The following is a 24,042-nucleotide window of genomic DNA, read 5'->3' as shown; positions in this document are numbered from 1 at the left end:
AACCCGCCGCCCGGCGCCCCCTCCCCCCCCCGGGGGGGCCCCGGGGACACCCGCCCCCCGCGCCCCCGCGCCCGCGGGCCCCCCCCCCCCCCGGCGGCGGCGGGGGGCGTTTCGCGTACCGGCCGGGCGGCGGCCCGGACCGGATTGTCGGTGGGGTGCACCACAATGGGACGAGCGCGAGACACGGCGGCGCGTGCGGCGGCACCCGCACCCCGGCGTGGCGGCGCCAGGGCCTGTCGCCACACTCCCGTCGTCCGCCCGGCGGGCGGGAGCGTGACGACAGCCCCTGGATCAGCAGAAACGGAGGCCGCGACCGGCGGCCCCGGGTGCGGAGCGGGAAGAGGGACGGCGGTCAGCGATGGCGGTATGGGACGACGTGGTCGGCCAGGAGCGGGTGACGCAGGAGCTCGCCGCGGCCGCACGGGACGCGAACGCCCTCGTCTCCGCCGACCGGGCCCTCGACGCCGCCACGCCCGGTGAGCCGGGGGCCGGGGAGTCCGGGGGCGCCTCCCGGATGACGCACGCCTGGCTGTTCACCGGCCCGCCCGGATCGGGCCGCTCCACCGTCGCCCGCGCGTTCGCCGCCGCTCTCCAGTGTGCCCACCCGTCGCCCGGCCCCCACCCCTCACCGGCGCCCTACGGGTGGCCCGATGATGCGGACCGTGCCCTGGGCGGCGCCCCCGGCTGCGGTTTCTGCGACGGCTGCCACACCACCCTCGTCGGCACCCACGCCGACGTCGAGATCGTCCGTACAGACCTGCTCTCCATCGGCGTGAAGGAGACCCGCGACCTGGTGCGCCGGGCGTCGCTCTCCCCGGCGGGCGGCCGCTGGCAGGTGATCGTCCTGGAGGACGCCGACCGCCTCACCGAAGGCGCCGGAAACGTCCTGCTCAAGGCCGTCGAGGAGCCCGCGCCCCGCACCGTGTGGCTGCTGTGCGCGCCCTCCATCGAGGACGTTCTGCCGACCATCCGCTCCCGGTGCCGTCACCTCTCGCTCCGTACGCCGCCGGTCGACGCGGTCGCCGACGTCCTGGTGCGCCGCGACGGCATCGCGCCGGAGGCCGCGGCGGCCGCCGCCCGCGCCACCCAGGGACACATCGGCCGGGCCCGCCGCCTCGCCACCGACGAGCGGACCCGCGCCCGCCGGGCCGCGGTCCTCAAGCTCCCGCTGCGCATCGACGACATCGGCGGCTGCCTCAAGGCCGCACAGGAGCTGATCGACGCGGCCGGGGAGGACGCCAAGCAGGTCGCGGAGGAGGTCGACACCAAGGAGACCGAGGAGCTGCGGGCCGCCCTCGGCGCGGCTGCGGGCACCGGCGGCCGGTTGCCTCGGGGCACCGCGGGCGTGATGAAGGAACTCCAGGACCGCCAGAAGCGCCGTGCCACCCGCACCCAGCGCGACAGCCTCGACCTCGCCCTGGTCGACCTCACCGGCTTCTACCGCGACGTCCTCACCCTTCAGCTCGGCGCCCCCGTCCCGCTCGCCAACGACGAGGTCCGCGACAGCCTCGACCGCGTCGCCCGCGCCTCGACGCCGGTCCGCACCCTGCGCCGGATAGAGGCGATCCTCGCGTGCCGGGAGGCGCTGGACCGCAATGTCGCGCCGCTTCTGGCAGTCGAGGCGATGACGGTGGCGCTGCGGGCGGGGTGAGGGCGCCGGGCCGGGGCCGTCGGGGTTGGGCCGCGGGACGGTGGGGGCCGGTTCCGGTGCGGTGCGGTTGCCGTTGGGGGCTGGTGCGGTAGCGGCCGGTGCGGTGCGTGGGCCGGTGACCGGGGCGGTGCGGTCCTGGCGGGGCCGGTCCGGTGCGGTGAGCGAACGGCCGGGGCCGGTTCCGGTGCGGCGAGCGAACGGGCCGGGCCGCTTCGGTACGTGGGCTGACATGGGGTCGGGCAGGCCGATCGCCACGGCCACTCTCCTCGACGTACAGCACACACAGCCCTTGTCCCGCTACCCTCCGTTCATAAGATTTCGGGCACCGCGCCCATACCCCGTACCGGCCACCGAACCGCATCACCGGCCACCGACCCCGCATCGCCGGCCACCGGCCACCGACCGACGCTCGCGGCGCCCCGCACCATCAGCTTCTGTGCCCCGAAGGGGCTCACCACCGCCGTACGCCCACAGGGCCCACAGGGACAAGGGACCGCCCATGGCCACCAGCCGTCTGTTCCGTACCTTCGCCGCCTTCTTCGCTGCCACCGTGCTGTTGATCTCCGGCTGTTCCTCGGGACCGTCGTCCACGCCCTCCGCGGCCGGTCCGGGACGGGCCGAGGACGCCGATGCCTCCGGGATGTCCAGCGGCGCCCCGAAGTCCGTCCTCGCCCCGCTGCCCACCGCCGTCCCCGCCGGCCTCCGGCCGTACTACGACCAGAAACTCAGCTGGCACGCGTGCGGTGTCAGCGGTTTCGAGTGCGCCACGATGAAGGCGCCGCTGGACTACGCGCGGCCCGGCGCGGGCGACGACCTCAAGCTCGCCGTCGCCCGGAAGAAGGCCACCGGCCCCGGGAAACGCATCGGTTCCCTGATGGTCAATCCCGGCGGCCCGGGCGGCTCCGCGATCGACTACCTCCAGCAGTACGCCCCGGAGCCCGCCTCCGTCCGCGCGCGCTACGACATGGTGGCGATGGATCCGCGCGGCGTGGCCCGCAGCACGCCGGTGGAGTGCCTCTCCGACAAGGAGATGGACCGCTTCACCCAGATCGACCAGACCCCCGACGACGCCGCCGAGGTCAACAAGCTCACCACCGCCTACCGGAACTTCGCCAAGGGCTGCGATGCCCGTTCCGGCAAGCTCCTGCCGCACGTCTCCACCGTCGAGGCGGCCCGCGACATGGACGTCCTGCGCGCCGTCCTCGGCGACCGGAAGCTGTACTACGTCGGCGCCTCGTACGGCACCTTCCTCGGCGCGACCTACGCCGGGCTGTACCCGTCCCGCGTCGGCCGGGTGGTCCTGGACGGCGCGATGGACCCCTCGCTCGGCCCCCGCCAGGTCAACATCGAGCAGACCGCCGGCTTCAACACCGCCTTCACCGCCTTCGCCGAGGACTGCGTCGAACGCCGCGACTGCCCGCTCGGCACCAAGAGCGCCGCGGACGCCGGCAAACGGCTCTCCGCCCTGTTCGAGAAGATCGATGAGCATCCGCTCGAAACCGGCGAGGGCCGCAGCCTCGCCGAATCGCTCGCCACGACCGGCGTGATCGCCGCGATGTACGACGAGAAGGCGTGGCCGGTCCTGCGCGCATACCTGGCCCAGGCCGAGAAGGGCGACGGCCGCGGCCTGCTGACCCTCTCCGACAGCTACTACGAGCGCGACCCGGACGGCCACTACGCCAACCAGATGTACGCCAACCCCGCCGTGAACTGCCTCGACCTGCCCCCCGCGTACACCTCGCCCGCCCAGGTCCGCGCCGATCTTCCGCGCTTCCGCAAGGCATCCCCGGTCTTCGGCGACGAGTTCGCCTGGGCCTCCCTGAACTGCGCGTACTGGCCGGTCAAGCCCACCGGCGCCCCCGAACGCATCGAGGCCAAGGGCGCCGCCCCCATCGTCGTCGTCGGCACCACCCGCGACCCCGCCACCCCGTACGCCTGGGCCAAGGGCCTCGCCGCCCAGCTCTCCAGCGCCACCCTGCTGACGTACGAGGGCGACGGCCACACCGCCTACGGCCGCGGCAGCGCCTGCATCGACAAAGCCGTCAACACCTACCTCCTCGACGGCACCGTCCCCCCGAAGAACAAGCGCTGCACCTGACCCCGCCCACCCTCTGACCAGCCCGTCAACCGCGTACGAACCACCCCTCCGGCATGTGTAGACTGGGCCGCGCACCACGCCGCCTTAGCTCAGTCGGCCAGAGCGACGCACTCGTAATGCGTAGGTCAGGGGTTCGACTCCCCTAGGCGGCTCCGGAAAAACCCCAGGACTCACTCGCCGTGACCTGGGGTTTTTTCTTATGTGGAGAGTTTTCGTGGGCGGAACGCGATGATCTTCGCTCCCTCGTGTGTGGCCATTGTGTGGCCATCCTGCCCGGCGGGTGTCTCGGGAGCCTGGTCGGCAAGGTGGGCGAGAGCCGTCTGTGCGACCTCCTTGACCGGGCGGCCGTCCCTCTCAGCAGCCTCGACGATCTACGCGAGGAGATGATCAAGAGACAGCCGGGCGACTTGCTCGACACGCGAATCGACGGAAGCTCGCCCGGTGCGCCGGCCCGCACCGCGAGGGACGACGGCTGCTGTTGCTTCCGGCCACGGTGAGGCTGCCCACATGCTTTCTGGCCGTGGGGCGAGCGGGTGCGCGACCTCCCCTCGGCTACGGCTGGCCCCTCTGAATGGGCGTCTGAAGGGGCGTCGCGCCATTGAACGGTCCCGTACGCCCCGGAAATCGCGGTAACACTGGCTGTATGAGTGCGGTGCGGGTTCCGGAGGCGGTGGCGGGCGCGGGGCGTGACCCAGGGCGAATCTGGTACGCCTCCTACGGTTCGAACGCGCAGTGGGAACGGCTGGCCTGTTATGTGAGGGGTGGGCGGCCCGCGGGGGCGGCGCGGGCGTATCCGGGGTGCCGGGACCGACGGATGCCTGTGGAGTCGGTCGCGGTGGAGTTGGCCGGGGAGATGTACCTCGCGACCCGGTCGCCGGTGTGGGGCGGCGGCTGTGCCTTCTACGACCCGGGGGCCGAGGGGCGGGTCCTGGCGCGGGCGCATCTGGTGACGGCGGGGCAGTTCGCGGACATCGCGGCGCAGGAGATGTACCGGGCACCCGGGGCCGACCTGGATCTGACCGAGGTGCTCGCCTCCGGCAGGTCCGTGCTGGGGGACGGGCGGTACGAGACGCTGGTCTGCGCCGGGTGGCTGGACGGGGCGCCCGTGCTCACCCTCACGGCTCCCTGGGGCGTGCGGGACGTGGCGTGGACGGTGCCGTCCGCCGCGTATGTGCGGTGTGTGGGTACGGGGCTGCTGGCGGCCGGTGCGTGGGACGCCGGGACGGTGGCGGCGTATGTCGCGGGGCGGCCGGGGGCGGCGGGGCACTGGAGCCCGGAGGGCGTACGGGAGCTTATCGCCGGGCCGGGGGAGGGGGATGCCGGGCCGGGTGCGCCGTAGGCTCGCGGCCGCTGGCCCCTCCCGGTGCCGGGAGGGAGCATGTCCGCGGTGCTCCGTCCGGGGCCGGCGTCCGCTGAGCCGGACTCGGCACCCGGCACCCGGCGCCCCGGCGAGTGGCGAGGCCGGGCGGCCCGCGGCGGCCCGGGAGCCCGGTGCGCAACGTTTGACAGGGGTGCGGAACGTGGGAAATTCTCGTTTCCACTATCAACCGGGATGTCAGAGGTGGCCGTGACCAGCGAGGAGCTTCTGGCTGTGCTCGCCGCGGTGGGTCACGCACAGCGGCTCCGTATCATCGCGGAGCTGTCCGGGGGGCGGATGTACGTCAGTGAGCTGGCGCGCCGCCTGGGGGTGTCCCGGCCCCTGCTGTACATGCATCTGGAGCGTCTGGAGAAGGCCGGTCTGGTGGCCGGGAACCTGGAGCTGTCCGAGGACGGCAAGGCGCTGAAGTACTTCGAACTGGCATCGTTCGACCTGCACGTGAATATCGATACGATCCTCGCGGCCGTACGGGCCGACGAGGCGGCGGACGACGCGGCCCCGTCGGAGCGGGCGGGTGGGGAGGCCCCGGCCGACTGACGGGGGCCTGAAGGCGTGGAGGGGAAACGCACATGACCGGGGCCGTCATCGCCATCGCCGTCGTACTGATCGTCGTCGGCGGGATCACCGGGAGCGTGATCGCGTACTTCCGGCTCCAGCGGCACCGCGCGGACGCCGTGGCGATGGCCTCGTACCGCAAACTCGCCGAGGAGGCAGTCGCCCAACAGGAGGCGCTGCGCGGCCAGTTGGCGGAGCTGGATGCGCGGGTCAAGGGCGTGGAGAGTCTGCTGCGCAGCGTCGACTGAGGCGGGAGGGGGTCGCCGGACGCCGTCGATCGCCCCCTCACCCCGTCGCCCCCTCACCCCGTCGCCCCGTTCCCGGCGGGCGCCTTCCGGCCTGGCGTACGGGCCCGGGCGGCGCGAAGGCCCGGCCGCCTGGACGGGGACCGGGCCTCGTGGTGACGCAGCGTCAGGCGGCGGATCAGGCGCGGAACTGCCGCGGTCCGTAGAGGGGCGGGGGCGGTGCGCTGGCGCGGGCTCGGTCATCGCGTACCGCTTTCTGTCTCCGCTTTCTGTCCCCGTTTTCCGTCTCAGCTTTCTGCCTCCGTGGGCAGCCCGCCAGCGTCCCGTAGGGGAGGCAGCCCACCGGCGTCCCGTACGGGAAGCGCTCCCGGCTCGGGGGGCTGTCCGGGGGCGGTGGCCTGCCGGGGCAGGCGCGTGGCCGGGGGCCGGTGTGCGTCCCGGCGGTCGAGCAGGTTCAGCAGCGGGCCGGTCATCGCCGTCGTCACCAGCGCCATCACGACCAGTGCGAGCACCAGCGGTGGCGCCAGGATGCCGGCGCTCAACCCGGCCTGGAGCACGATGAGTTCGGTCAGGCCGCGGGTGTTCATCAGGGCGCCGATCCGCCCGGCCTCGGCGCGGCGCAGCCCGCCCAGGCGGGCACCGGCATAGCCGCCGAGCAGCTTCCCGGCGCAGCCGAGCGCCACCGTCACCACGATCAGCGACCAGGACGCGGCGGAGAACCCCCGGGTCAGCACGGTGATGCCGGTGACCACGAAGAAGGCCGGGGCCAGCGCCCGTCCGGCCCGGGAGACCGTATGCACCGGGCCCGCCCAGGGCGCCCGTTCGTCGCCCGGCACGGCCAGCCCGACCAGGGCCGCGCCGAGGATCGCCGTCATGCCCAGGTGTTCCATGGCGAGCGCCACGGCCAGGGCCACGGCGCCGAGCGCGACGGCCGCGGCCCGCGGCAGCCGGGTGCACAGGGAGCGCGCCGGGCGGGTGCGCAGCCCGTACCGCACCGCCAGCGCGCATCCGGCGCCGAACAGCAGGGCCCGCAGACCGTGCAGGGTGCCGGAGGCGTCCCCGGCGCCGAGGCCGATCGCGACGGTGAGGAGCAGCCAGCCGACGGCGTCGATGGCGATGGCCGAGGCCAGCGCGAGCCGTCCGGCGGCCGACTCCGTCATGCCGCGGTCGGCGAGGATCCGCGACAGCACCGGCACCGCGGTGATGGACAGGGACACCGCGATCATCAGGCCCAGCGCGGGCAGCGGGGCGTCGCCGCGGACGGCGGCGGGCGCGACGAGCGTCACCCACGCGGTCAGCAGCGCCCCGGTGCACAGCGCGGGCAGCAGCGAACCGGCGATCACCCAGCCCATGGCCCGGCGCGGTGGCCGGTCCGGGCCGATCCGCAGCTTGTGCGCGAGACCGACCAGGAACAGCACCAGACCGGCCTGGGCGAAGAGGGAGAGCAGGCCGAACACGGGGCGTGGCAGCACCGCGTCGAGGGCGGGGGCGCCGAAGGACGCGACCACGGCGGGCCCGGCCAGCAGGCCCACCGTGACCTCCCCGACGACTTCCGGCTGCCGCAGCCGGCGGGCGGCGGCCCGGCCGGCGGCTGCGAGCAGGAGAACGACGGCGAGCGCCGCCACAGCATGGGTGAACCGCAGTAACAGGTACAGGACGTCCATCGCTCAGGGGTCCTTCCCGATCGGGGCCCGAGACGGGTCAGCGCAGTCCGGCGAAGTACGTGCAGGTGGGCGGCAGGGTCGCCGTCAGCCGTTCCGTCTTCTCCCGGATCAGCTCGCATTCTCGCCCGGTGGCCGTCCCGTCGGACAGGCCCAGGGCGGGCGACGGCTTGAGATCGATGCCGCTGTGCCGCCGTGCCACCGTGCTCGTCCATGCCCAGCGGGGTGCGCATGGAGGAGCGCGGCGGCAGTCCGTAGCGGCCGTCGAAGAACCTTCAGGTACTTCAGGTACGCGGCACACGCGTCAGCGGTCCGCCCCCCGCCGCAGGTGGGCGTGGCGGGTTCGGGTCACGTCGAAGGGGATGGCGCGGAGTGGGCACTGACAACGGCCGGAGACCGGCAGCCGGGCCGCCCGCCCGCAGCCTCCTCACCCGCTGAGCGTCACCACCGCCGGATGGCTCCCGAACAGGCTCACCGGCCGGCTGTCCTGCACCCGCAGCCCGGCCGCGCGGGCGAGGGAAAGGTGGGTCTCCGGATCGTGGAGCAGCAGAACGGCGCGGCCCGTGCCGGGCTTGAGGACGCGGCGGAGCTCCTCGTAGTACGCGGCGGGCCGGGTGGCGAGGGTGCCGCCGGGGGCGACCTGGAGGCCCCACGGGGGGTTGCTCAGGACACGGTCCGCCCGGCCGTCGGCGACCGGCAGGCGTCCGGCGTCGGCGACCGCCCAGGCCATGGCGGTGTCGCCGACCGCCCAGGCCATGGCGGTGTCGCCGGGCGGCTGGGCCATGGCGGTGTCGCCGGGCGGCTGGGCGGCGGTGGCGTTGGCCACGGCGGCGGCGAGGGCCGCCGGGTTGTGGTCGGTGCCGAGGGTACGCAGGCCGCCGACGGTCAGCCGGGACTCGATGAGGAGGGTGCCGGTGCCGCAGGACGGGTCGAGGACCCGGTCGCCGGGGGAGAGACCGGCGAGCAGCGCCATGGCGGCGGCGAGCGGCGGGTGCAGCGTGCCGGGCACCGACTCCTGTTTGTACGCGCGGCGGTGCAGGGGGCGCTCGGTGAGCCGTACCGCGAGCGCCGCCTCGGTGCCCTCGACGGTCACGCGGATCGGGAACGGCTGCCCGTCGTCGGGCACCGCGCCGTCCCGCCGCGAGTGGTGCGGCAGCCCGAGAGCGGCCGCGGCCTGCTCCCCGACGGTGTCCTCGATGTCGTAGCGGTTGTAGTTCCGCTTGCCGACGTACGAGGCGACGACGTCGATACGGTTCGCGGTGGCGGGCCCGCCGCACCGGCCGCGCAGCCGCAGCAGGCGGCGCCACGGTGCGGTGCGGGACGGCTGGGTGAAGCGGGCGAGGTCGGCCTTGGTGTGGCCGACGCCGCGGATCACCGCGGCCACCAGGAAGACGTCGTCGGCGGTGCGCAGGTCCAGCAGCCGGGCGTCCGGCTCGTCGGAGGTGAACCACACCTCGCGGTGGCGCAGGCGCTCCACGGTGCCCAGACCGCGGGCGGTGATCTCCTGCGCGCAGACCTCTTCCATGCCCCGCAGGGTCCGTGCCAGCAGCCGCACGCCCACGCGCGAATCCTCGCCCTCTGTGTCCTGTCCTGCCCCGAAACTCCCCGGGAGTCTACGGCAGCGCCGGGCCGCCCCCGGGCCGCCGCCGTACGCCCGCGGGCGGTGTGACGAGGGCGGATATCGTGGCGGAGGCGAGAGGACAGGACGGGCGCGGTGCGGGAGCACGGCGGCCCGGACGCGAGTGGAGGAGACGACCGGTGGCTTACCGCTACGCGACGGAGCGCGTCGACCACTCCGACCTCGCCAGCGGCTTCGTCCTGCGCTCCGCGCCCGGCTTCACGGCCTTCCCGGTGCGGCTGGCCTCGGAGACGTTCCAGCGCGCGCTCGCGCTGCGCGGCGGTGACGAACCGGCCGTCCTGTGGGACCCGTGCTGCGGCAAGGGGTACCTCTCGACGGTGCTGGGCCTGGTACACCGCGACCGGATCGCGGCGGTGGCGGCGTCCGACATCGACGACGCCTCCCTGGAGATCGCCCGCGCCAACCTCGCCCTGCTGACCGCCCGCGGCCTCGCCGCCCGCGCCGCCGAACAGGACGGGAAGGCCGCCCGCTTCGGCAAGCCCGGCTACACCGAGGCCGCGGCCGCCGCCGAACGCCTCGCCGCCCGCCTCGCCGCGGACGGCGGCGACCTCCCGCACACCGTGGCCCGCGCCGACGTCTTCGACCCGTCCGCGCTGGCACGGGCCGCCGCCGGGTTCGCCCCCGACATCGTCGTCACCGACGTCCCGTACGGCGAACGCGTCCAGTGGCAGGGCGCGAGCGGCACCGGGCTGCCCGGCATGCTGACGAGCCTGGCGCGGGTACTGCCGGAGCGCGGCGTCATCGCGATCGGCATCCGGGGGCGGAAGTTCCCGCCGGTGCCCGGGGTGGCGGCCCGGAAGTTCCGTATCGGGACGCGGTCGATCGCGCTGTTCCGGGTCGCGGAGGTGCGCGCTGCTGGGGCGGGTGGCTGATCTTTCCGGTGGGTGCCTGATGGTTTTCCGGGGGCCTGGATCTTTCCGGCTGGGTTCCTGAGCGTTCCGGGGCCCTGATCTTTCTGGAAGCCTTCCTGTTTCCGGCCGCCTGACCGGCCCTCCCCTCACTCCAGCGTCTGGGTCAGCCCAGCGTCTGTGTCAGCCCAGCGTCTGTGTCAGCGCGCTGCGTTCCGCGGTGTGGACGACGTGGGCGCGCGCCCCGTTGACGAGGGGGAGGAACGGCGGGACATGGCCGCACTCGACGTCGGCGAGGAGCGGCACGCCCAGCGGGCCGAGCGCGTCCAGCGGGCCGAGCGCGTCCAGCAGAGCGGGGGCGAGGGAGTCCAGGGGTGTGTCGGCATGGGGCGGAGCGTGGCATGCGGGGCGCGGCGCCGTACACGGAATTCCCCCCGATGTACGGTAGTTCAAAGGCAGAACACGACGACCTCAGCATGACCCGCGCTCTTCACCGCGCCGACGACCGCACACGGCGGCACCACGGGGCCCGGGGCAGGCTACGCCCCCGGGCCCGCTGCCATTCCCGGAGTCGATCACCTCAACCACGCGCCCGTATCGACCCGTTGACGTATCACGGAGTGTGAGCAGCCGGAAGCGAAGTCGCTTGGACCAAACGGGCGGAAACGGTCCCGTGGCCCGGTGAGGCGGGCACCTGTCGCGTCAAAACGGGCAGGTCAAAGGCGAGTTGATGAGTGAACGCGACGCAAGAGGATCTGCGACACCCTGACGCCGCAGAGGAGATATCCGTTCACTCCGTGCGAGCAACCCCACATGCCCCACCCGCCCCCTGCACAACTTCTCCACCCCACCGCAGCTCGTTACCGGGCTATGACATGCCGGGCTTGACGGTTGGTGTCCGCACACAAGTAGGTTCGGTATAAACCAAGTTACCTACCTACTTACCGGCGTCCCCGCGCCGGGAGAAACGGATACCCATGGGATCCCACGCCCGCCCCAACCGGATACACCGCACCGGGGTCCGGATCGCGATGGTCGCGATGGTCGGCGCCGCCCTGCCGATCACCGCCAGCGGCCTTGCCCAGGCCGCCACCCCCGGTGCCACGCACTCCGCCGACGACAACCAGGACGCGCACCGTCAGCAGGCCGCCGACCAGCAGGCCGCCGGCCAGCAGGGCGCCGCCGCCGATGCCCAGGACCCGAAGGACCAGGCCGCTCCCCAGGTCAAGGTCGACCACGCCTTCCTCCTCGACGCCCGCGACGGCAGCCAGGAGCGCCAGATGTGGGCCGGTGCCAAGGCCGACGAGAGCGTGCCGATGGCCAGTACCACCAAGATCATGACGGCGCTCGTGGTGCTCAAGCACCCCGAGTGGCTGGAGCACGGCATCCAGGTCAAGCAGGAGTACCGGGACTACGTCCAGAAGGTCGGCGCCAGCACCGCGGACCTCCAGACCGGCGACACGCTGACCGTCCGCCAGCTGCTGCACGCCATGCTGCTGCCCTCCGGCTCGGACGCCGCGCGCGCCCTCGCCGACAACTACGGTCAGGGCGCCACCGAGGACGAGCGGATCGCCGACTTCGTGCGCCAGATGAACGACGAGGCGCAGGCGCTCGGCATGACCGGCACGCACTACGACACCTACGACGGCATCTCGCACGGCAACAACCACAGCACCGCCCGCGACCTGGCCAAGCTCGGCCAGCGCGCCATGCTGCAGCCGGCCTTCGCCGACGTCGTCAAGAACAAGCAGTTCAAGACCGAGGCCCCCGCGGCCAACGGCCACACCCGGTACTACACCTGGAACAACACCAACGAGCTGCTGAGCACCTACGACGGCGCCCTCGGCATCAAGACCGGCAGCGGCCCCGAGTCCGGCTACTGCCTCGTCTTCGCCGCCGAGCGCGACAACCGCACCCTCGTCGGCGCGATCCTCAAGGACGACCAGGGCCGCTTCGACGACGCGACGAAGATCCTCGACTGGGGGTTCGCGCACTGACCCTGACCGAGCGGTAGCGCCCCACTGAGCGGCGCGCGTCCAGGCCCCTGCCCCGTCCCCGCCCCCACGGCGGATGGGTGGGGGCTTGGTGGTGGGGGCGGGGTGTGGCCCGCCCCCACCACCTTGTGGCTCACCAGAAACTTGCCCTCGCTCGCCGCGGTGCCGGCGACCTCACCCAGGCCCTGCGCTTCATCGACATCGCTCGCTGTAGCGGCGCGACCGACTCACCGATGCAACGCGTGCGACTGGACACCGCTCATGGCCACATCCTGCTCTCGGATGCGGCTACCCGTGATGATGGATTCCTCGTTCTCGATCAGGCTGCCAGGACGGCCGCGCAGTACGGGCTCGTGCACCAACTGCGCAGTATCGAGGACATCAAGTCCATGAGCGAGGGGCCGACCGGCCTCCGGCGACGGTGACCAGGGAGAAGACCGCGTGCGTAACGACCAGCAGGCCATTACCGAGGACCAGCGGCGCCGGGCCGAGCTGATCTGGGATTACCACCTGATGCACCACGAGGCGCGGCCCGTCGATGTGGCGATCGGGCTGGGCAGTCACGATCTCGGCGTCGCGACCCACTCCGCCGTGCTGTACCGATCCGGGCTCTTCCCGACCCTGGTGTTCACCGGCGGCAACAGCCCCACCACTGCGAAGGTCTTCCCGCGCGGTGAGGCCATTCACTTTCGTGAGCACGCCATCGAACTCGGTGTCCCCGCAGAAGCGATCCTGCTGGAGCCGAACGCGACGAACACGGGGGAGAACATCACCTTCGCCCGCGAGGTCCTTGCCGCCTCAGGAATCCGCCCCGAGTCGGTGCTGCTGGTCTGTAAGCCCTATATGGAGCGGCGGTCGTTCGCGACTGCCCGCAAGCTGTGGCCCGACGCCGAGATCCGTTGCGCGTCGGAGCCGCTGGAGTTCAGCGACTATCTGCAATCCATCGGCGACGAGAAGCTCGTCCTGGACATGCTCATCGGTGACCTCCAGCGGGTGATCGAGTACCCCAAGCGCGGATTCTCCATCGAGCAGGGGGTCCCGGAGGACGTGAGCAGCGCGTACGAATCCCTCATCCGCGACGGCTTCACCAGCCGTCTCGTCGCCTCGTGACCTGCCCGGAAATCGTGGCGGAGGCGGAGCTGTTGCCGTCGTTGCTGGGAGTTGAGGAGTTGCCGGAGTTCGTGCGGGAGTACGTGCGGGGGCGGCTCGGCGGGAGTCCAGGGAGGCCAGGGAGGCCAGGCAGTCCAGGGAGTCCAGGGAGTCCAGGCAGGTGAAGTCGCGGTGAGGTGCCAGGGGCGTACGGGCTGGTGGCCGGGCCACCGGCAGGGGCCACCGGCAGGGGCCGCCGGCAGGGGGCACTGGCGTGCCCGTTCCGTCGGCAACGGAGCGCCCCGGTGCCCCTCAGCCCAGCGCCTCGGCCAGTGCCACGATCACCCCGCCCGGCCCCCGCAGATAGCACAGCAGATACGCGTCCTCGAACTGTGTGATCTCGCCGATGAGTTCGGCGCCGTGCGTGTGCAGGCGGGCCACCGTGTCCTTGATGTCGTCGACGGCGAACATGAGGCGGCGGAGGCCCAGGGTGTGGGGCGGGGGGTTCGCCGGGTCGGGGGTGAGCGGGGGCGGGTTGCGGAACGCCGTCAGTTCGAGGCGGGTGTGGCCGTCGGGGGTGCGGAGCATCGCGATCTCGGTGCGGACGTCGGGGAGGCCGAGGATCCGGTCCACCCAGGGGCCCTCGATCGGGGCCGTGCCCTCCAGCTCCAGGCCGAGTTCGGTGAAGAACGCCGTGGCGTCCACCAGGTCGTCGACGACGATGCCGACGTTGTCCATCCGCTGAATCGCCATGAGTGGAGCTTAGAGCGGACCGGTGACAGCCGTCCGGTCCTGGCGGCGTACGGGTGAGCAGAGGGCCGGGCCACCCGCCCCCGTGGTCCGGTCTACTCCACCAACCGCGCCAGCCCCCGCGCCTCCTGCCGCAGATGCGTGCGCAGGGTGTCCGCCGCAGGGGAGAGCGGGCGGTCGGCGGGTCTGGTGAGGCCGACGGCCTGGCTGATGGATTTCAGGGGGGTGTCGATGAGGCGTAGATCCGGGTCCTGGGTGGCGATGAGGAGGGGGAGGGCGGCGAGGGCGTCGGTGGCGAGGAGGAAGTGGCGCAGGGTGGGCATGGAGGTGCACTCGACGCGGTCGGCGGGGAGTTCCAGGTCGGCGTGGGTGAACAGCTCCTCCAGTTCGGCGCGGAGCGAGGTGCGGTCGACGGGGAGCACCCACGGGTAGCGGCGCAGCTCGGCGAGGGACGGGTGGCGCAGGCGGTGCACGGGGTGGTCGGTGCGGGCGGCGAGGCGGACCGGTTCGCGGTACAGCTGCTCCTGGGTGAGGCGGCGCGGCGGCTGCCCCGAGAGGCGGCCGACGATCAGGTCGATCTCCCCGGAGAGGACACCGGCGCGCAGCGTGTCCGGTGTGGCCTCGCGGACGACGACGGTGACCGCCGGATGCGCCCGCTTCAGCGCCGCCATGGCGCGCGGCAGCAGCAGGTTGGACCCCGCGAGGTGGACGCCGACGGTGACCGAGCCGAGGTGACCGGCCGCGAGGTGTCCCAGCTCCGCCCCGGCCTGCCGCAGCTGGGCCAGGACCGCGCGGGCGTGGCCGACGAACGATTCCCCGTACAGCGTCGGCGTCACCCCTCGGTGATGCCGTTCGAACAGCGGGACACCGAGGATCGTCTCCAGCTCGTGCAGGGCACGGGTGACGACGGGCTGGGTGATGTGCAGTTCCTGGGCGGCGCGGATGACGCTGCCCTGGTCGGCGATGGCGGTGACGAGGGTGAGGTGGCGCAGTTTCAGGCGGCCGTCGAGCAGCCTCTCGCTCTCCATGGGGTCACGGTATGCCCGTAGGAGCATCGCGGGGAACGCAAAGAGCATTATTCAGGCATGCCCTGGCTGCCTAGCCTCGGCGTCATGAGCCGCAGCACTTCGCTCCCCGTGCGGGAGATCCGCAATTTCGTGGACGGCGCCTTCGTGGACGGCGTGCGCTCCTTCGACAGGTTCAGCCCGGTGGACGGCACCCTCGTGGGCCAGGTACACGAGGCGGACGAGGTCCTCGTCGACGTCGCCGTCCGGTCCGCCCGCCGCGCCCTGTCCGGTCCCTGGGGCGACACCACCGTCCCCGAGCGCGCCGAGCTGATGCGCCGGATCGCCGACGTCATCGACCGGCGCGCCGACGAACTGGTCGCCGCCGAGGTCGGCGACACCGGCAAACCCGTGGCGATGGCCCGGGATCTGGACGTGGCCCGCGCCGCCGCGAACTTCCGGGCCTTCGCCGACACCATCTCCGCCGCGGGCCTCGACTCCTTCCTCACCGAACTGCCCGGCGGGCGCACGGCCCTGAACTACGCGGTGCGCCGGCCGCTCGGCGTCGTCGCCGTCATCGTGCCGTGGAACCTGCCGCTGCTCCTCCTCACCTGGAAGCTCGCACCGGCCCTGGCCTGCGGTAACGCCGTGGTCGTCAAGCCGTCGGAGCTGACGCCCGCCTCCGCGACGCTGCTGGCGGAGATCCTGACGGAAGCCGGGCTGCCGGACGGCGTCTGCAATGTCGTGCACGGCTTCGGCCCGGACTCCGCGGGCGCCTTCCTCGCCGGGCACCCGGACGTGGACGGCGTGACGTTCACCGGCGAGTCCGCCACCGGTACGGCGATCATGCGGGCGGCGGCGCCGCGGGTGCGGCCCGTCTCGTTCGAACTGGGCGGCAAGAACGCCGCGCTGGTCTTCGACGACGCGGATGTGGCCCGGACGGTGGACGGGCTGGCCCGGTCGGTGTTCACCAACACCGGGCAGGTCTGCCTGTGCACCGAGCGGGTCTACGTCCAGCGGCCGCTCTTCGACGAGATCGCGGCGGGGCTCGCGGAACGCGCCCGCGCCCTGCGGCCGGGCCGCCCCGAGGACCCGGCGACCACCACCGGACCGCTGATCTCCCAGGCGCACCGCAAGAAGGTCCTCGGCTACCTCGAACTCGCCCGCAGCGAGGGCGCGCAGGTGCTGACCGGGGGCGGCGTGCCCGAGATGGGCGCGGACCTGGACGGCGGCGCGTGGATCGAGCCGACGCTGTGGACGGGCCTGGAGCACACCGCCCGCACCATGCGGGAGGAGATCTTCGGGCCGGTCGCGGGGCTCATCCCGTTCGACACCGAGGAGGAGGCCGTGCGGCTGGCGAACGACACGCCGTACGGGCTGGCGTCCTGCGTCTGGACCCGGGACCTGGAGCGCGGCCACCGCGTCGCGCAGCGGATGCGGACCGGGATGGCCTGGGTCAACACCTGGTATCTGCGGGATCTGCGGTCGCCCTTCGGCGGCACCGGCCTCTCCGGCATCGGCCGCGAGGGCGGGACGCACTCCCTCCACTTCTACACCGAGCCGACGAATGTGTGCGTGCAGTTGTGAACGATCGAGAGACCGAACAGGGCGCTTACTGCGGTGAGTTGACAGCCGAGCGCGCCTCCGATGCCGAGATCGCGGACGCCGCCGAGCGGCTGCGCCGCGCCGCCGCCACCGGTGTGCCCTGTGCGCCCGTACGGGAGCTGATCGGCGGGTGGGACCAGGACGCGGCGTACGCGGTGCAGCGGGCGGTGCTCGACGGGCACCTCGCGGACGGTGCGCGGCGGGTCGGCCACAAGATCGGGCTGACCTCCCCGGCCGTGCAGCGGCAGTTCGGGGTTTACACGCCCGACTACGGGGTGCTCCTCGACTCGATGGTGCACACCGACCGGGAGCCGCTGGACCTGGGGCGTTTCCTTCAGCCGCGGATCGAGGCGGAGGTCGCGTTCGTCCTCGGCAAGGACCTGGACGGGCCGTCGGTGACGGCGGCGGAGGTGATCGCGGCGACCGATTTCCTGCTGCCCGCGCTGGAGATCGTCGACTCGCGGGTGGCGGGCTGGGACATCCGTATCACCGACACCGTCGCCGACAACGCCTCCAGCGGCGCCGTCGTCCTCGGCACCACGCCGCGCCCGCTCGCCGCCGTCGACCTGCCGGGCCTCGGCATGGCCCTCGACCACCGCGGCGAGACCGTCTCCACCGGCTCCGGCGCTGCCTGCCTGGGCACCCCGCTGGCCGCCGTCGTCTGGCTCGCCCGCGAAACCGCCCGCCGCGGCGACCCGCTGCGCGCCGGGGACCTCGTCCTCTCGGGGGCGCTCGGCCCGATGGTGCCGGTCACCGGGCCGGGTGTCTTCCGCGCCCGCCTGGACGGGCTGGGGGAGGTCCACGCCGACTTCGTACGGAGCGCGGCCGAGGCCGCCGACGGGCCCGCCGCCACCTCACCCGCCGACCGCCCGGGCGCCCCCGCCGCCCCCCGCACCCCCGAAAGGAGCACGGCATGACCGCAACGACCACCGGAACCGTTCCCGTCGCGATCATCGGCTCCGGCAACATCGGCACCGATCTGCTGATCAAGATCGACCGGCTCTCCGACGCCCTGCACGTCGCGGCGGTCGCCGGGGTCGACCCGGCGTCCGACGGGCTCGCCCGCGCCCGCCGGATGGGCGTCGCCACCACCGCCGAGGGCATCGACGGGCTGCTGCGCATGCCCGAATTCGCCGACGTCGAGGTGGTCTTCGACGCCACTTCCGCCGCCGCCCACGCCCGGCACGCCGAGGCGGTCCGCGCCACCGGCAAGGCGATGGTCGACCTCACCCCGGCCGCCCTCGGCCCGTACGTCGTGCCGCCCGTCAACCTCGGCGACCACCTCGACGCGCCCGACGTCAACATGGTCACCTGCGGCGGACAGGCCACCGTCCCGGTCGTCGCCGCCGTCTCCCGGGTGGTGCCCGTCCGGTACGCGGAGATCGTCGCGTCGATCGCCTCCCGCTCGGCCGGGCCCGGCACCCGCGCCAACATCGACGAGTTCACCGAGACCACCGCCGCCGCCCTCGAACAGGTCGGCGGGGCCGCCCGTGGCAAGGCGATCATCGTGCTCAACCCGGCCGAACCGCCGCTCGTCATGCGGGACACCGTCCACTGCCTCACCGACCCGCTCGACGCGGAGGCCGAGGCGGAGGTCCGGCGGTCCGTCGCCGCGATGACCGCCGCGGTCCGCGCGTACGTCCCCGGCTACCGCCTCAAGCAGGAGGTGCAGTTCACGCCGGTCGACGAGCCGTTCGTACCGGGCACCGGCGGGCCGTTCCGCGGCACCCAGGTGTCGGTGTTCCTGGAGGTCACCGGCGCCGGACACCATCTGCCCGCGTACGCCGGGAACCTCGACATCATGACCTCCGCCGCCCTGCGCACCGCCGAATCCCTGGTCGCCCGGCGCCGGGAAGGAGCCACCGCCCGATGAACCCGCATCCCACCCCGGCCGCCACCCCGCCCGCCCTTTACATCCAGGACGTCACCCTGCGGGACGGTATGCACGCCGTCGGCCACCGCTACACCACCGCGCAGGTCACCGCCGTCACCGCCGCCCTCGACGCGGCCGGTGTCGACGCCATCGAGGTGGCGCACGGCGACGGCCTCGCCGGCTCCGGCGTCACCTACGGGCACGGCGCCCACACCGACCTGGAGTGGATCGAGGCCGCCGCCTCCGTTATCACCCGCGCCCGCCTCACCACCTTGCTGCTGCCCGGCATCGGCACCCTCGCCGACCTGCGCCGGGCGCACGCCGCCGGGGTCCGCAGCGTCCGGATCGCCACCCACTGCACCGAGGCGGACGTCGCCGCCCAGCACATCGCCTGGGCCCGCGAACACGGCATGGACGTCTCCGGGTTCCTGATGATGAGCCACCTCAACGACCCGGCGGGGCTGGCGCGACAGGCCGCCCTGATGGAGAGCTACGGCGCCCACTGCGTCTACGTCACCGACTCCGGCGGCCGCCTCACCATGGACGGCGTCGCCGCCCGCGTCCGCGCCTACCGCGACGTCCTCGACCCGGCCACCGAGATCGGTATCCACGCCCACGAGAACCTCTCCCTCTCCGTCGCCAACAGCGTCGTCGCCGTGGAGAACGGCGTCCGCCGCGTCGACGCCTCCCTCGCCGGGCAGGGCGCGGGCGCCGGGAACTGCCCGATCGAGGCGTTCGTCGCCGTCGCCACCCTCCAGGGCTGGCGCCACGGCTGCGACCTCTTCGCCCTCCAGGACGCCGCCGAGGACCTGATCCGCCCCCTCCAGAAGCGCCCGGTCCGCGTCGACCGGGAGACCCTCACCCTCGGCTACGCGGGCGTCTACTCCAGCTTCCTGCTGCACGCCGAACGCGCCGCCGCCCGCCACGGCCTCGACGTACGGGAGCTGCTGTTGGAGGTCGGGCGCCGCGGGATGGTCGGCGGACAGGAAGACATGATCGTCGACGTGGCGCTGGACCTGGCCGCCGCGCGGAAGGAAGCACACGCATGAACTCCGTTGCCAGCAAGCCCTGCGGGGACCTCGCGGAGGCCGCCGCGAGGCTGGACGCCGCGGCCACCGGCGCCGCCCCCATCGCCCAGCTCACCGCCGCCGCGCCGCTCACCCTCGATGCGGCGTACGAGATCCAGCGGCTGCTGATCGAGCGCCGCACCACCCACGGCGAGTGCCTCAACGGCATCAAACTCGGCTTCACCAGCCGCACCAAGGCCGCCCAGATGGGCGTCTTCGACGTCATCTTCGGCCGCCTCACCGACGCCATGCGCCTGCCCGACGGCGCCCGCGTCGCCCTCGGCCGCTACGTCCACCCGCGCGTCGAACCGGAGGTCGCCTTCCGGCTCGCGGTCGACGTCCGGCCCGAGGACACGATCGACCCCGAGGCGGCCGTCGACGCGGTCGCCCCCGCCCTGGAGATCATCGACAGCCGGTACCGCGACTTCCGCTTCACCCTTGAGGACGTCGTCGCCGACAACACCTCCGCCGCCGGATACGTCCTCGGCCCCTGGACCGCGCTCGCCGACGCCGGGGACCTCGCCAACCGCGGCGTCCGGCTGGAGATCGACGGCCGCCCCGCCGAGACCGGCTCCACCGCCGCGATCCTCGGCCACCCGCTGCGCGCCGTCCACGCCGCACTGCGCCGCGCCCGCGCACTGGGCCACCCGCTGCGGGCCGGGGACGTCCTGCTGGCGGGCGCCGCCACGCCCGCCGTCGCCCTCACCCCGGGCAGCCACGTCGAGGCCACCGTCACCGGGCTCGGCCGCGCCGCCTTCACCGTCGAGGACGCTCCCACGGAAGGAACGCCCCATGAGTGACGGCATCGTCGTCCCCGGCAAGGCCACCCCGCGCGGCCGCTTCCCGCATGTGAAGACCGCCGGTGACCTGGTGTTCTTCTCCGGTACCAGCAGCCGGAGGCCGGACAACACCATCGCCGGTGCCGCCGCCGACGAGATGGGCGCCACCACCCTCGACATCCGGGAGCAGACCCGCGCCGTCCTGGCCAACGTCCGCGAGGTGCTGGCCGCCGCCGGGGCCACCCTCGACGACCTCGTGCAGGTCACCGCGTATCTGGTGAACATGAACGACTTCGCCGGCTACAACGCCGTCTGGGCCGAGCACTTCGACGAACGCGGGCCCACCCGCACCACCGTCGCCGTGCACCAACTGCCCCACCCGCACCTGCTCATCGAGATCCAGGGCATCGCCCACCGCCCCGCCCCCGCACGGCCGTAACGCCCCCGTACCGCTCACCCAAGGAGCACGATGGACCTGCCTCCGGTCATCAACTTCGCCCAGTGGGTACGCGACCACGCCGACGACCTCAAGCCACCCGTGAACAACCGTCAGATCTGGGACGTCAACCGCGACTTCATCGTCCAGGTCGTCGGCGGGCCCAACGCCCGCACCGATTACCACCTGGAGCCGTACGAGGAGTGGTTCTACCAGGTCAAGGGCGCCATGCATGTCAACGTCATGGTCGACGGGCGGCCCCGGCGCATCGATGTCCGCGAGGGCGAGATGTTCCTGCTGCCCGGCGGCGTCCCGCACTCCCCGCAACGCCCCGAGGCGGGCTCCGTCGGCCTCGTCGTCGAACGCGTCCGGGACGAGGGCACCCTGGAGCGCTTCCAGTGGTACTGCCCCGGCTGCCACGCGCTCGTCCACGACGTCGAACTCCAGGTCCGCGACATCGTCCGCGACCTCCCCCCGGTCTTCGCCGCCTTCCATGGCGACATCCGGGCCCGAACCTGCCGCGCCTGCGGCACCCTGCACCCCGGCAAGAGCGGAACCGCACCGTGAACAGACCCACCCCCGGCACCCTCGACACCCTCGGCCCCGGCCTCCTCGCGCCCCCTGCCGAGGCTGCCCGCATCGACATCCACACCCACTACGTGCCCCTCGGCTGGCCCGATCTGGCGACCGCCGCCGGGCCCGGGCCCGACTGGCCCTGGCTGCGCGTCACCTCCGAACGCGACGCCATGATCATGGTCGGCTCCCGGGAGTTCCGCCGCATCGGCGCCGACTGCTGGGACGCCGACATCCGCCTCGCCGACATGGCCGCCGACGGCATCGACGCCCAGGTCATCTCCCCGACGCCGGTCTTCTTCCACTACGACCGCCCCGCCGACCAGGCGATCAAGGTCGCGAAGATCTTCAACGACCTGGCCCTGGAGATCTGCGCCCCCGCCCCTGGACAGCTGCTGCCTTTCGCGCAGGTTCCTTTGCAGGATCCGGACGCCGCCTGCCGCGAACTCGACCGCTGCCTCGCCAACGGCCACCACGGCGTGGAGATCGGCAACCACGTCGGCGACCGCGACCTCGACGACGAGGGCATCGTCACCTTCCTCCAGCACTGCGCGGACCGCGGCGCCCCCGTCTTCGTCCACCCCTGGGACATGCCGGCCTCCCCGCGCCTGGACCGCTGGATGGCCCAGTGGCTGACCGGCATGCCCGCCGAAACCCATCTGTCGGTGCTCGCCCTCGTCCTCGGCGGCGTCTTCGACCGGGTCCCCGACACTCTGCGGATCTGCTTCGCACACGGCGGCGGCTCGTTCGCGTTCTGGCTGGGCCGCCTGGAGAACGCCTGGCACCGCCGCGCCGACGTCATCGCGACCTCCGCGCACCCGCCGTCGCACTACACCGACCGCTTCTCCGTCGACTCCGTCGTCTTCGAGCCCACCGCGCTGCGCACCCTCGTCGACACCCTCGGGGCGAGCCAGGTGATGGTCGGCAGCGACTACCCCTATCCGCTCGGCGAACGGCCCGTCGGCGAGGTCGTCCACCGCTCGGACTTCCTGGACGAAGCCGAACGCGCGGCGATTCTCGGCGGCAACGCCCGGCGTTTTCTGGGGCTGCCGCCGGTCTGAACGAGGAGGCGGACCGGAGGCTCGCCTCGCGCAACCGGCCTCTGCCACCCGCCCGTTGCCCCGAAATGCCCCCAGCGGCCGGTGCCCGTCCCACCTCCCCCGGACGGACCGGCCGCCGGGATCCGTACGTGGTACCGCGGCGGCGGCCACCGGGATCCGTACGTTGTACCGAGGCGGCGGCCACCGGGGACCGCCCCCCGTACCGCGGTCGTGGCCGCCCGTGCCGCCCTCGTACCGAAGGAGACACGCCAGTGAACAGCGAACCGGGACGCGTCGTCGACGTCCCCACCGACCGGGGAAGCGTGCCGGTCCGCCGCACCGGACCCCTCCGCTACGCCACCGCCGCCCGCTTCCGGCCGCCGGTCCGCACCCCCGCGGGCACCGACGTGCCGGTGCCCGGCGCGATGTGCCCGCAGCCGCCGTCCCGGCTCGAAGCCGTGATGGGCTCCTCCCGGAACCTGCCGCAGGACGAGGACTGCCTGCACCTGAGCATCACCGCCCCGGCCGCGCCCGCAGCCCCCCGGCCCGTCCTCGTCTTCCTCCACGGCGGCGGCTTCACCAGCGGCTCCGGCCTCCTCGACTGGTACGACGGCGCTCGGCTCAGCGCCGAGGGCGACCTCGTCGTCGTCTCCGTCAACTACCGCATCGGCCCCCTCGGCTTCCTCCGCCACCCGGACGTCGTCCCCGGCAACCTCGGCCTCCTCGACCAGCTGGCCGCGCTGCGCTGGGTGGCCGAGAACATCGCCCGGCACGGCGGCGACCCGGCGCAGGTCACCGTCGCCGGACAGTCCGCCGGGGCGATCTCCCTGGCCCTGCTGCTGCGCCACCCCGACACCCCGGGCCTGCTGCGCCGTGCCATCCTCCAGAGCCCGGTGCTCGGCCCCGTCCAGACCGAACCCGCCGAGGCCGACGCGGAGGGCGCCGCCTTCCTGGAGGCGCTGGACGGCGACCCGTTCACCGCCGGACACGACGCCCTGCTCACGGCCCGCGCGGCCGCCGCCGCACGCGTCACGGAACGCACCGGCAGCCGCATCTCGCCGCCGTTCGCCCCCGTCGTCGGCGCCGACCCGGTCCCCGCCACCCCGCCCGCCGCCGGCCTCGACGGCATCGACCTCCTCGTCGGCTGGACCCGCGAGGAGCTGACCGCCTTCGGCCTCTCCCGCCCCGACGCCCGCGCCGCCGAGGAACCCGCCTTCGCCCGCCCGATCGCGGAATTCGGTGCCTGGGCCACGTCCGCGGGCGCCCGGGTGACCAGCTACCGCCTTGACTGGACGCCGGAGGGCTCGCCGTTCGGGGCCGTCCACTGCCTGGAGCTGCCGCTGCTGCTCGGGGACGAGGCGGCGTGGCGGGACGCGCCGATGCTCGGCGACGTCCCTTGGGCCGACGTCGACGCCTTCGGGCGCGCGCTGCGGACCGCCTGGGCCGCCTTCGTGCGTACGGGGGAGGTGGATCCGGGGGTGACGGAGGGGCATCCGGTGAGCTGGGGGCCGGGGCCGGGGCCGGGGCCGGGGGCGGGGCCGTCGGCGGCGCCGAGCGGCGAGCCCTTGGCGTAATCCGCCGCCGGACGGCCCGACCCCGTAAGCCCTCCACCGCCCGCCTCACCTGGCGGCCCGTACGGTCACGCCGTACGCCTCGCGGGCCCCCCCCGGCCCCCCCCCCGGGGGGGGCCCCCCCCAACCGGGCCGCCGGGGCCCCCCCCGCCCCCGGACCCGGGCCCCCCGCCCCCCCGCCGGCGC

At 73.5% G+C, this 24,042-nt stretch carries 22 protein-coding genes, 1 tRNA gene and 2 pseudogenes; 19 read left to right on the top strand and 6 right to left on the bottom strand.

The window, feature by feature from the left end:
- Window positions 1-358 precede the first annotated feature (358 nt).
- The 6 genes from ACFWWQ_RS11910 (at window position 359) to ACFWWQ_RS11885 (ending at window position 5,930) form a co-directional block, all read left to right on the top strand.
- Window positions 359-1,651: a DNA polymerase III subunit delta' gene (locus ACFWWQ_RS11910; protein WP_384594080.1), complete on the top strand. Its 1,293-nt coding sequence runs from the start codon at window positions 359-361 to the stop codon at window positions 1,649-1,651.
- Window positions 1,652-2,150: 499 nt separating this feature from the next.
- Window positions 2,151-3,749, top strand: coding sequence for an alpha/beta hydrolase (locus tag ACFWWQ_RS11905; RefSeq protein ID WP_384594077.1), 1,599 nt, complete (start codon window positions 2,151-2,153; stop codon window positions 3,747-3,749).
- A 78-nt stretch (window positions 3,750-3,827) separates the two neighbouring features.
- Window positions 3,828-3,901, top strand: a tRNA-Thr gene (locus ACFWWQ_RS11900).
- Between the two features lie 662 nt (window positions 3,902-4,563).
- Window positions 4,564-5,088 (top strand): histone deacetylase, encoded by a 525-nt coding sequence (locus ACFWWQ_RS11895; RefSeq protein WP_384594073.1) that lies wholly within the window; start codon window positions 4,564-4,566, stop codon window positions 5,086-5,088.
- A 213-nt stretch (window positions 5,089-5,301) separates the two neighbouring features.
- Window positions 5,302-5,664: an ArsR/SmtB family transcription factor gene (locus ACFWWQ_RS11890; protein ID WP_384594070.1), complete on the top strand. Its 363-nt coding sequence runs from the start codon at window positions 5,302-5,304 to the stop codon at window positions 5,662-5,664.
- A gap of 32 nt (window positions 5,665-5,696) precedes the next feature.
- A complete protein-coding gene (locus ACFWWQ_RS11885) occupies window positions 5,697-5,930 on the top strand; it encodes a hypothetical protein (RefSeq protein WP_384594067.1) in 234 nt (77 codons plus the stop codon).
- 284 nt (window positions 5,931-6,214) lie between these two features.
- Here ACFWWQ_RS11885 and ACFWWQ_RS11880 read toward each other — a convergent pair whose 3' ends face one another.
- The 3 genes from ACFWWQ_RS11880 to ACFWWQ_RS11870 all read right to left on the bottom strand — a co-directional run bounded on the left by ACFWWQ_RS11880 (window position 6,215) and on the right by ACFWWQ_RS11870 (window position 9,149).
- Window positions 6,215-7,591: a cation:proton antiporter gene (locus ACFWWQ_RS11880; protein ID WP_384594064.1), complete on the bottom strand. Its 1,377-nt coding sequence runs from the start codon at window positions 7,589-7,591 to the stop codon at window positions 6,215-6,217.
- Between the two features lie 37 nt (window positions 7,592-7,628).
- Window positions 7,629-7,790, bottom strand: a complete 162-nt coding sequence (locus ACFWWQ_RS11875; RefSeq protein WP_384594062.1) for a hypothetical protein — start codon at window positions 7,788-7,790, stop codon at window positions 7,629-7,631.
- Window positions 7,791-8,015: 225 nt separating this feature from the next.
- A complete protein-coding gene (locus tag ACFWWQ_RS11870; protein WP_384594059.1) occupies window positions 8,016-9,149 on the bottom strand; it encodes an RNA methyltransferase in 1,134 nt (377 codons plus the stop codon).
- 197 nt (window positions 9,150-9,346) lie between these two features.
- Between ACFWWQ_RS11870 and ACFWWQ_RS11865 the strand changes: the two genes are divergently transcribed.
- A complete protein-coding gene (locus tag ACFWWQ_RS11865; RefSeq protein WP_384594056.1) occupies window positions 9,347-10,099 on the top strand; it encodes an rRNA methyltransferase in 753 nt (250 codons plus the stop codon).
- 159 nt (window positions 10,100-10,258) lie between these two features.
- On the opposite strand, the pseudogene ACFWWQ_RS11860 reads toward ACFWWQ_RS11865, so the two are convergent.
- A pseudogene (locus ACFWWQ_RS11860) lies at window positions 10,259-10,405 on the bottom strand (LD-carboxypeptidase); the annotation flags it as partial.
- Window positions 10,406-11,052: 647 nt separating this feature from the next.
- Between ACFWWQ_RS11860 and ACFWWQ_RS11855 the strand changes: the two are divergent.
- The 3 genes and pseudogenes from ACFWWQ_RS11855 to ACFWWQ_RS11845 all read left to right on the top strand — a co-directional run bounded on the left by ACFWWQ_RS11855 (window position 11,053) and on the right by ACFWWQ_RS11845 (window position 13,179).
- The gene (locus tag ACFWWQ_RS11855; protein WP_384594053.1) at window positions 11,053-12,072 is read left to right on the top strand and encodes a D-alanyl-D-alanine carboxypeptidase family protein; all 1,020 of its coding nucleotides are present in this window, start codon (window positions 11,053-11,055) and stop codon (window positions 12,070-12,072) included.
- Window positions 12,073-12,197: 125 nt separating this feature from the next.
- Window positions 12,198-12,494 (top strand): annotated as a pseudogene (locus ACFWWQ_RS11850) (hypothetical protein); the annotation flags it as partial.
- Window positions 12,495-12,510: 16 nt separating this feature from the next.
- Window positions 12,511-13,179 carry a YdcF family protein gene (locus tag ACFWWQ_RS11845; RefSeq protein ID WP_384594050.1) on the top strand — a complete coding sequence of 223 codons (669 nt, stop codon included), beginning with the start codon at window positions 12,511-12,513 and terminating at the stop codon, window positions 13,177-13,179.
- A gap of 291 nt (window positions 13,180-13,470) precedes the next feature.
- Here ACFWWQ_RS11845 and ACFWWQ_RS11840 read toward each other — a convergent pair whose 3' ends face one another.
- Window positions 13,471-13,911 carry a VOC family protein gene (locus ACFWWQ_RS11840; protein ID WP_384594047.1) on the bottom strand — a complete coding sequence of 147 codons (441 nt, stop codon included), beginning with the start codon at window positions 13,909-13,911 and terminating at the stop codon, window positions 13,471-13,473.
- A gap of 92 nt (window positions 13,912-14,003) precedes the next feature.
- Window positions 14,004-14,936, bottom strand: coding sequence for a LysR substrate-binding domain-containing protein (locus tag ACFWWQ_RS11835; protein WP_384594044.1), 933 nt, complete (start codon window positions 14,934-14,936; stop codon window positions 14,004-14,006).
- 84 nt (window positions 14,937-15,020) lie between these two features.
- Between ACFWWQ_RS11835 and ACFWWQ_RS11830 the strand changes: the two genes are divergently transcribed.
- From ACFWWQ_RS11830 to ACFWWQ_RS11790, 9 genes are all read left to right on the top strand, one after another.
- Entirely contained in the window at window positions 15,021-16,499 is a 1,479-nt protein-coding gene (locus ACFWWQ_RS11830; protein WP_384594041.1) for a 2-hydroxymuconic semialdehyde dehydrogenase, read from the top strand.
- 38 nt (window positions 16,500-16,537) lie between these two features.
- A complete protein-coding gene (locus tag ACFWWQ_RS11825; RefSeq protein ID WP_384594409.1) occupies window positions 16,538-17,434 on the top strand; it encodes a 2-keto-4-pentenoate hydratase in 897 nt (298 codons plus the stop codon).
- Complete coding sequence (locus tag ACFWWQ_RS11820; RefSeq protein ID WP_384594038.1) at window positions 17,431-18,390, top strand: acetaldehyde dehydrogenase (acetylating); 960 nt, start codon at window positions 17,431-17,433, stop codon at window positions 18,388-18,390. Before ACFWWQ_RS11825 ends, ACFWWQ_RS11820 begins: the two co-directional genes overlap by 4 nt.
- Complete coding sequence (gene dmpG, locus ACFWWQ_RS11815; protein ID WP_384594035.1) at window positions 18,387-19,439, top strand: 4-hydroxy-2-oxovalerate aldolase; 1,053 nt, start codon at window positions 18,387-18,389, stop codon at window positions 19,437-19,439. The genes ACFWWQ_RS11820 and dmpG overlap by 4 nt, the downstream gene beginning before the upstream one ends.
- Window positions 19,436-20,257 (top strand): 2-keto-4-pentenoate hydratase, encoded by an 822-nt coding sequence (locus tag ACFWWQ_RS11810; protein ID WP_384594033.1) that lies wholly within the window; start codon window positions 19,436-19,438, stop codon window positions 20,255-20,257. Before dmpG ends, ACFWWQ_RS11810 begins: the two co-directional genes overlap by 4 nt.
- On the top strand, window positions 20,250-20,675 hold the full coding sequence (locus ACFWWQ_RS11805) for a RidA family protein (RefSeq protein WP_384594030.1): 426 nt from the start codon (window positions 20,250-20,252) through the stop codon (window positions 20,673-20,675). The genes ACFWWQ_RS11810 and ACFWWQ_RS11805 overlap by 8 nt, the downstream gene beginning before the upstream one ends.
- 30 nt (window positions 20,676-20,705) lie before the next feature.
- Window positions 20,706-21,239 carry a 3-hydroxyanthranilate 3,4-dioxygenase gene (locus ACFWWQ_RS11800; protein WP_384594027.1) on the top strand — a complete coding sequence of 178 codons (534 nt, stop codon included), beginning with the start codon at window positions 20,706-20,708 and terminating at the stop codon, window positions 21,237-21,239.
- A gap of 71 nt (window positions 21,240-21,310) precedes the next feature.
- Window positions 21,311-22,306: an amidohydrolase family protein gene (locus ACFWWQ_RS11795; RefSeq protein ID WP_384594406.1), complete on the top strand. Its 996-nt coding sequence runs from the start codon at window positions 21,311-21,313 to the stop codon at window positions 22,304-22,306.
- Between the two features lie 251 nt (window positions 22,307-22,557).
- Complete coding sequence (locus tag ACFWWQ_RS11790) at window positions 22,558-23,859, top strand: carboxylesterase family protein (protein ID WP_384594024.1); 1,302 nt, start codon at window positions 22,558-22,560, stop codon at window positions 23,857-23,859.
- Window positions 23,860-24,042 lie beyond the last annotated feature (183 nt).

The sequence above is a fragment of the Streptomyces sp. NPDC059080 genome, from assembly GCF_042739975.1.
GTDB classification, from domain to species: Bacteria; Actinomycetota; Actinomycetes; order Streptomycetales; family Streptomycetaceae; genus Streptomyces; species Streptomyces benahoarensis.
This window is presented reverse-complemented; position numbering and strand designations above follow the sequence as displayed.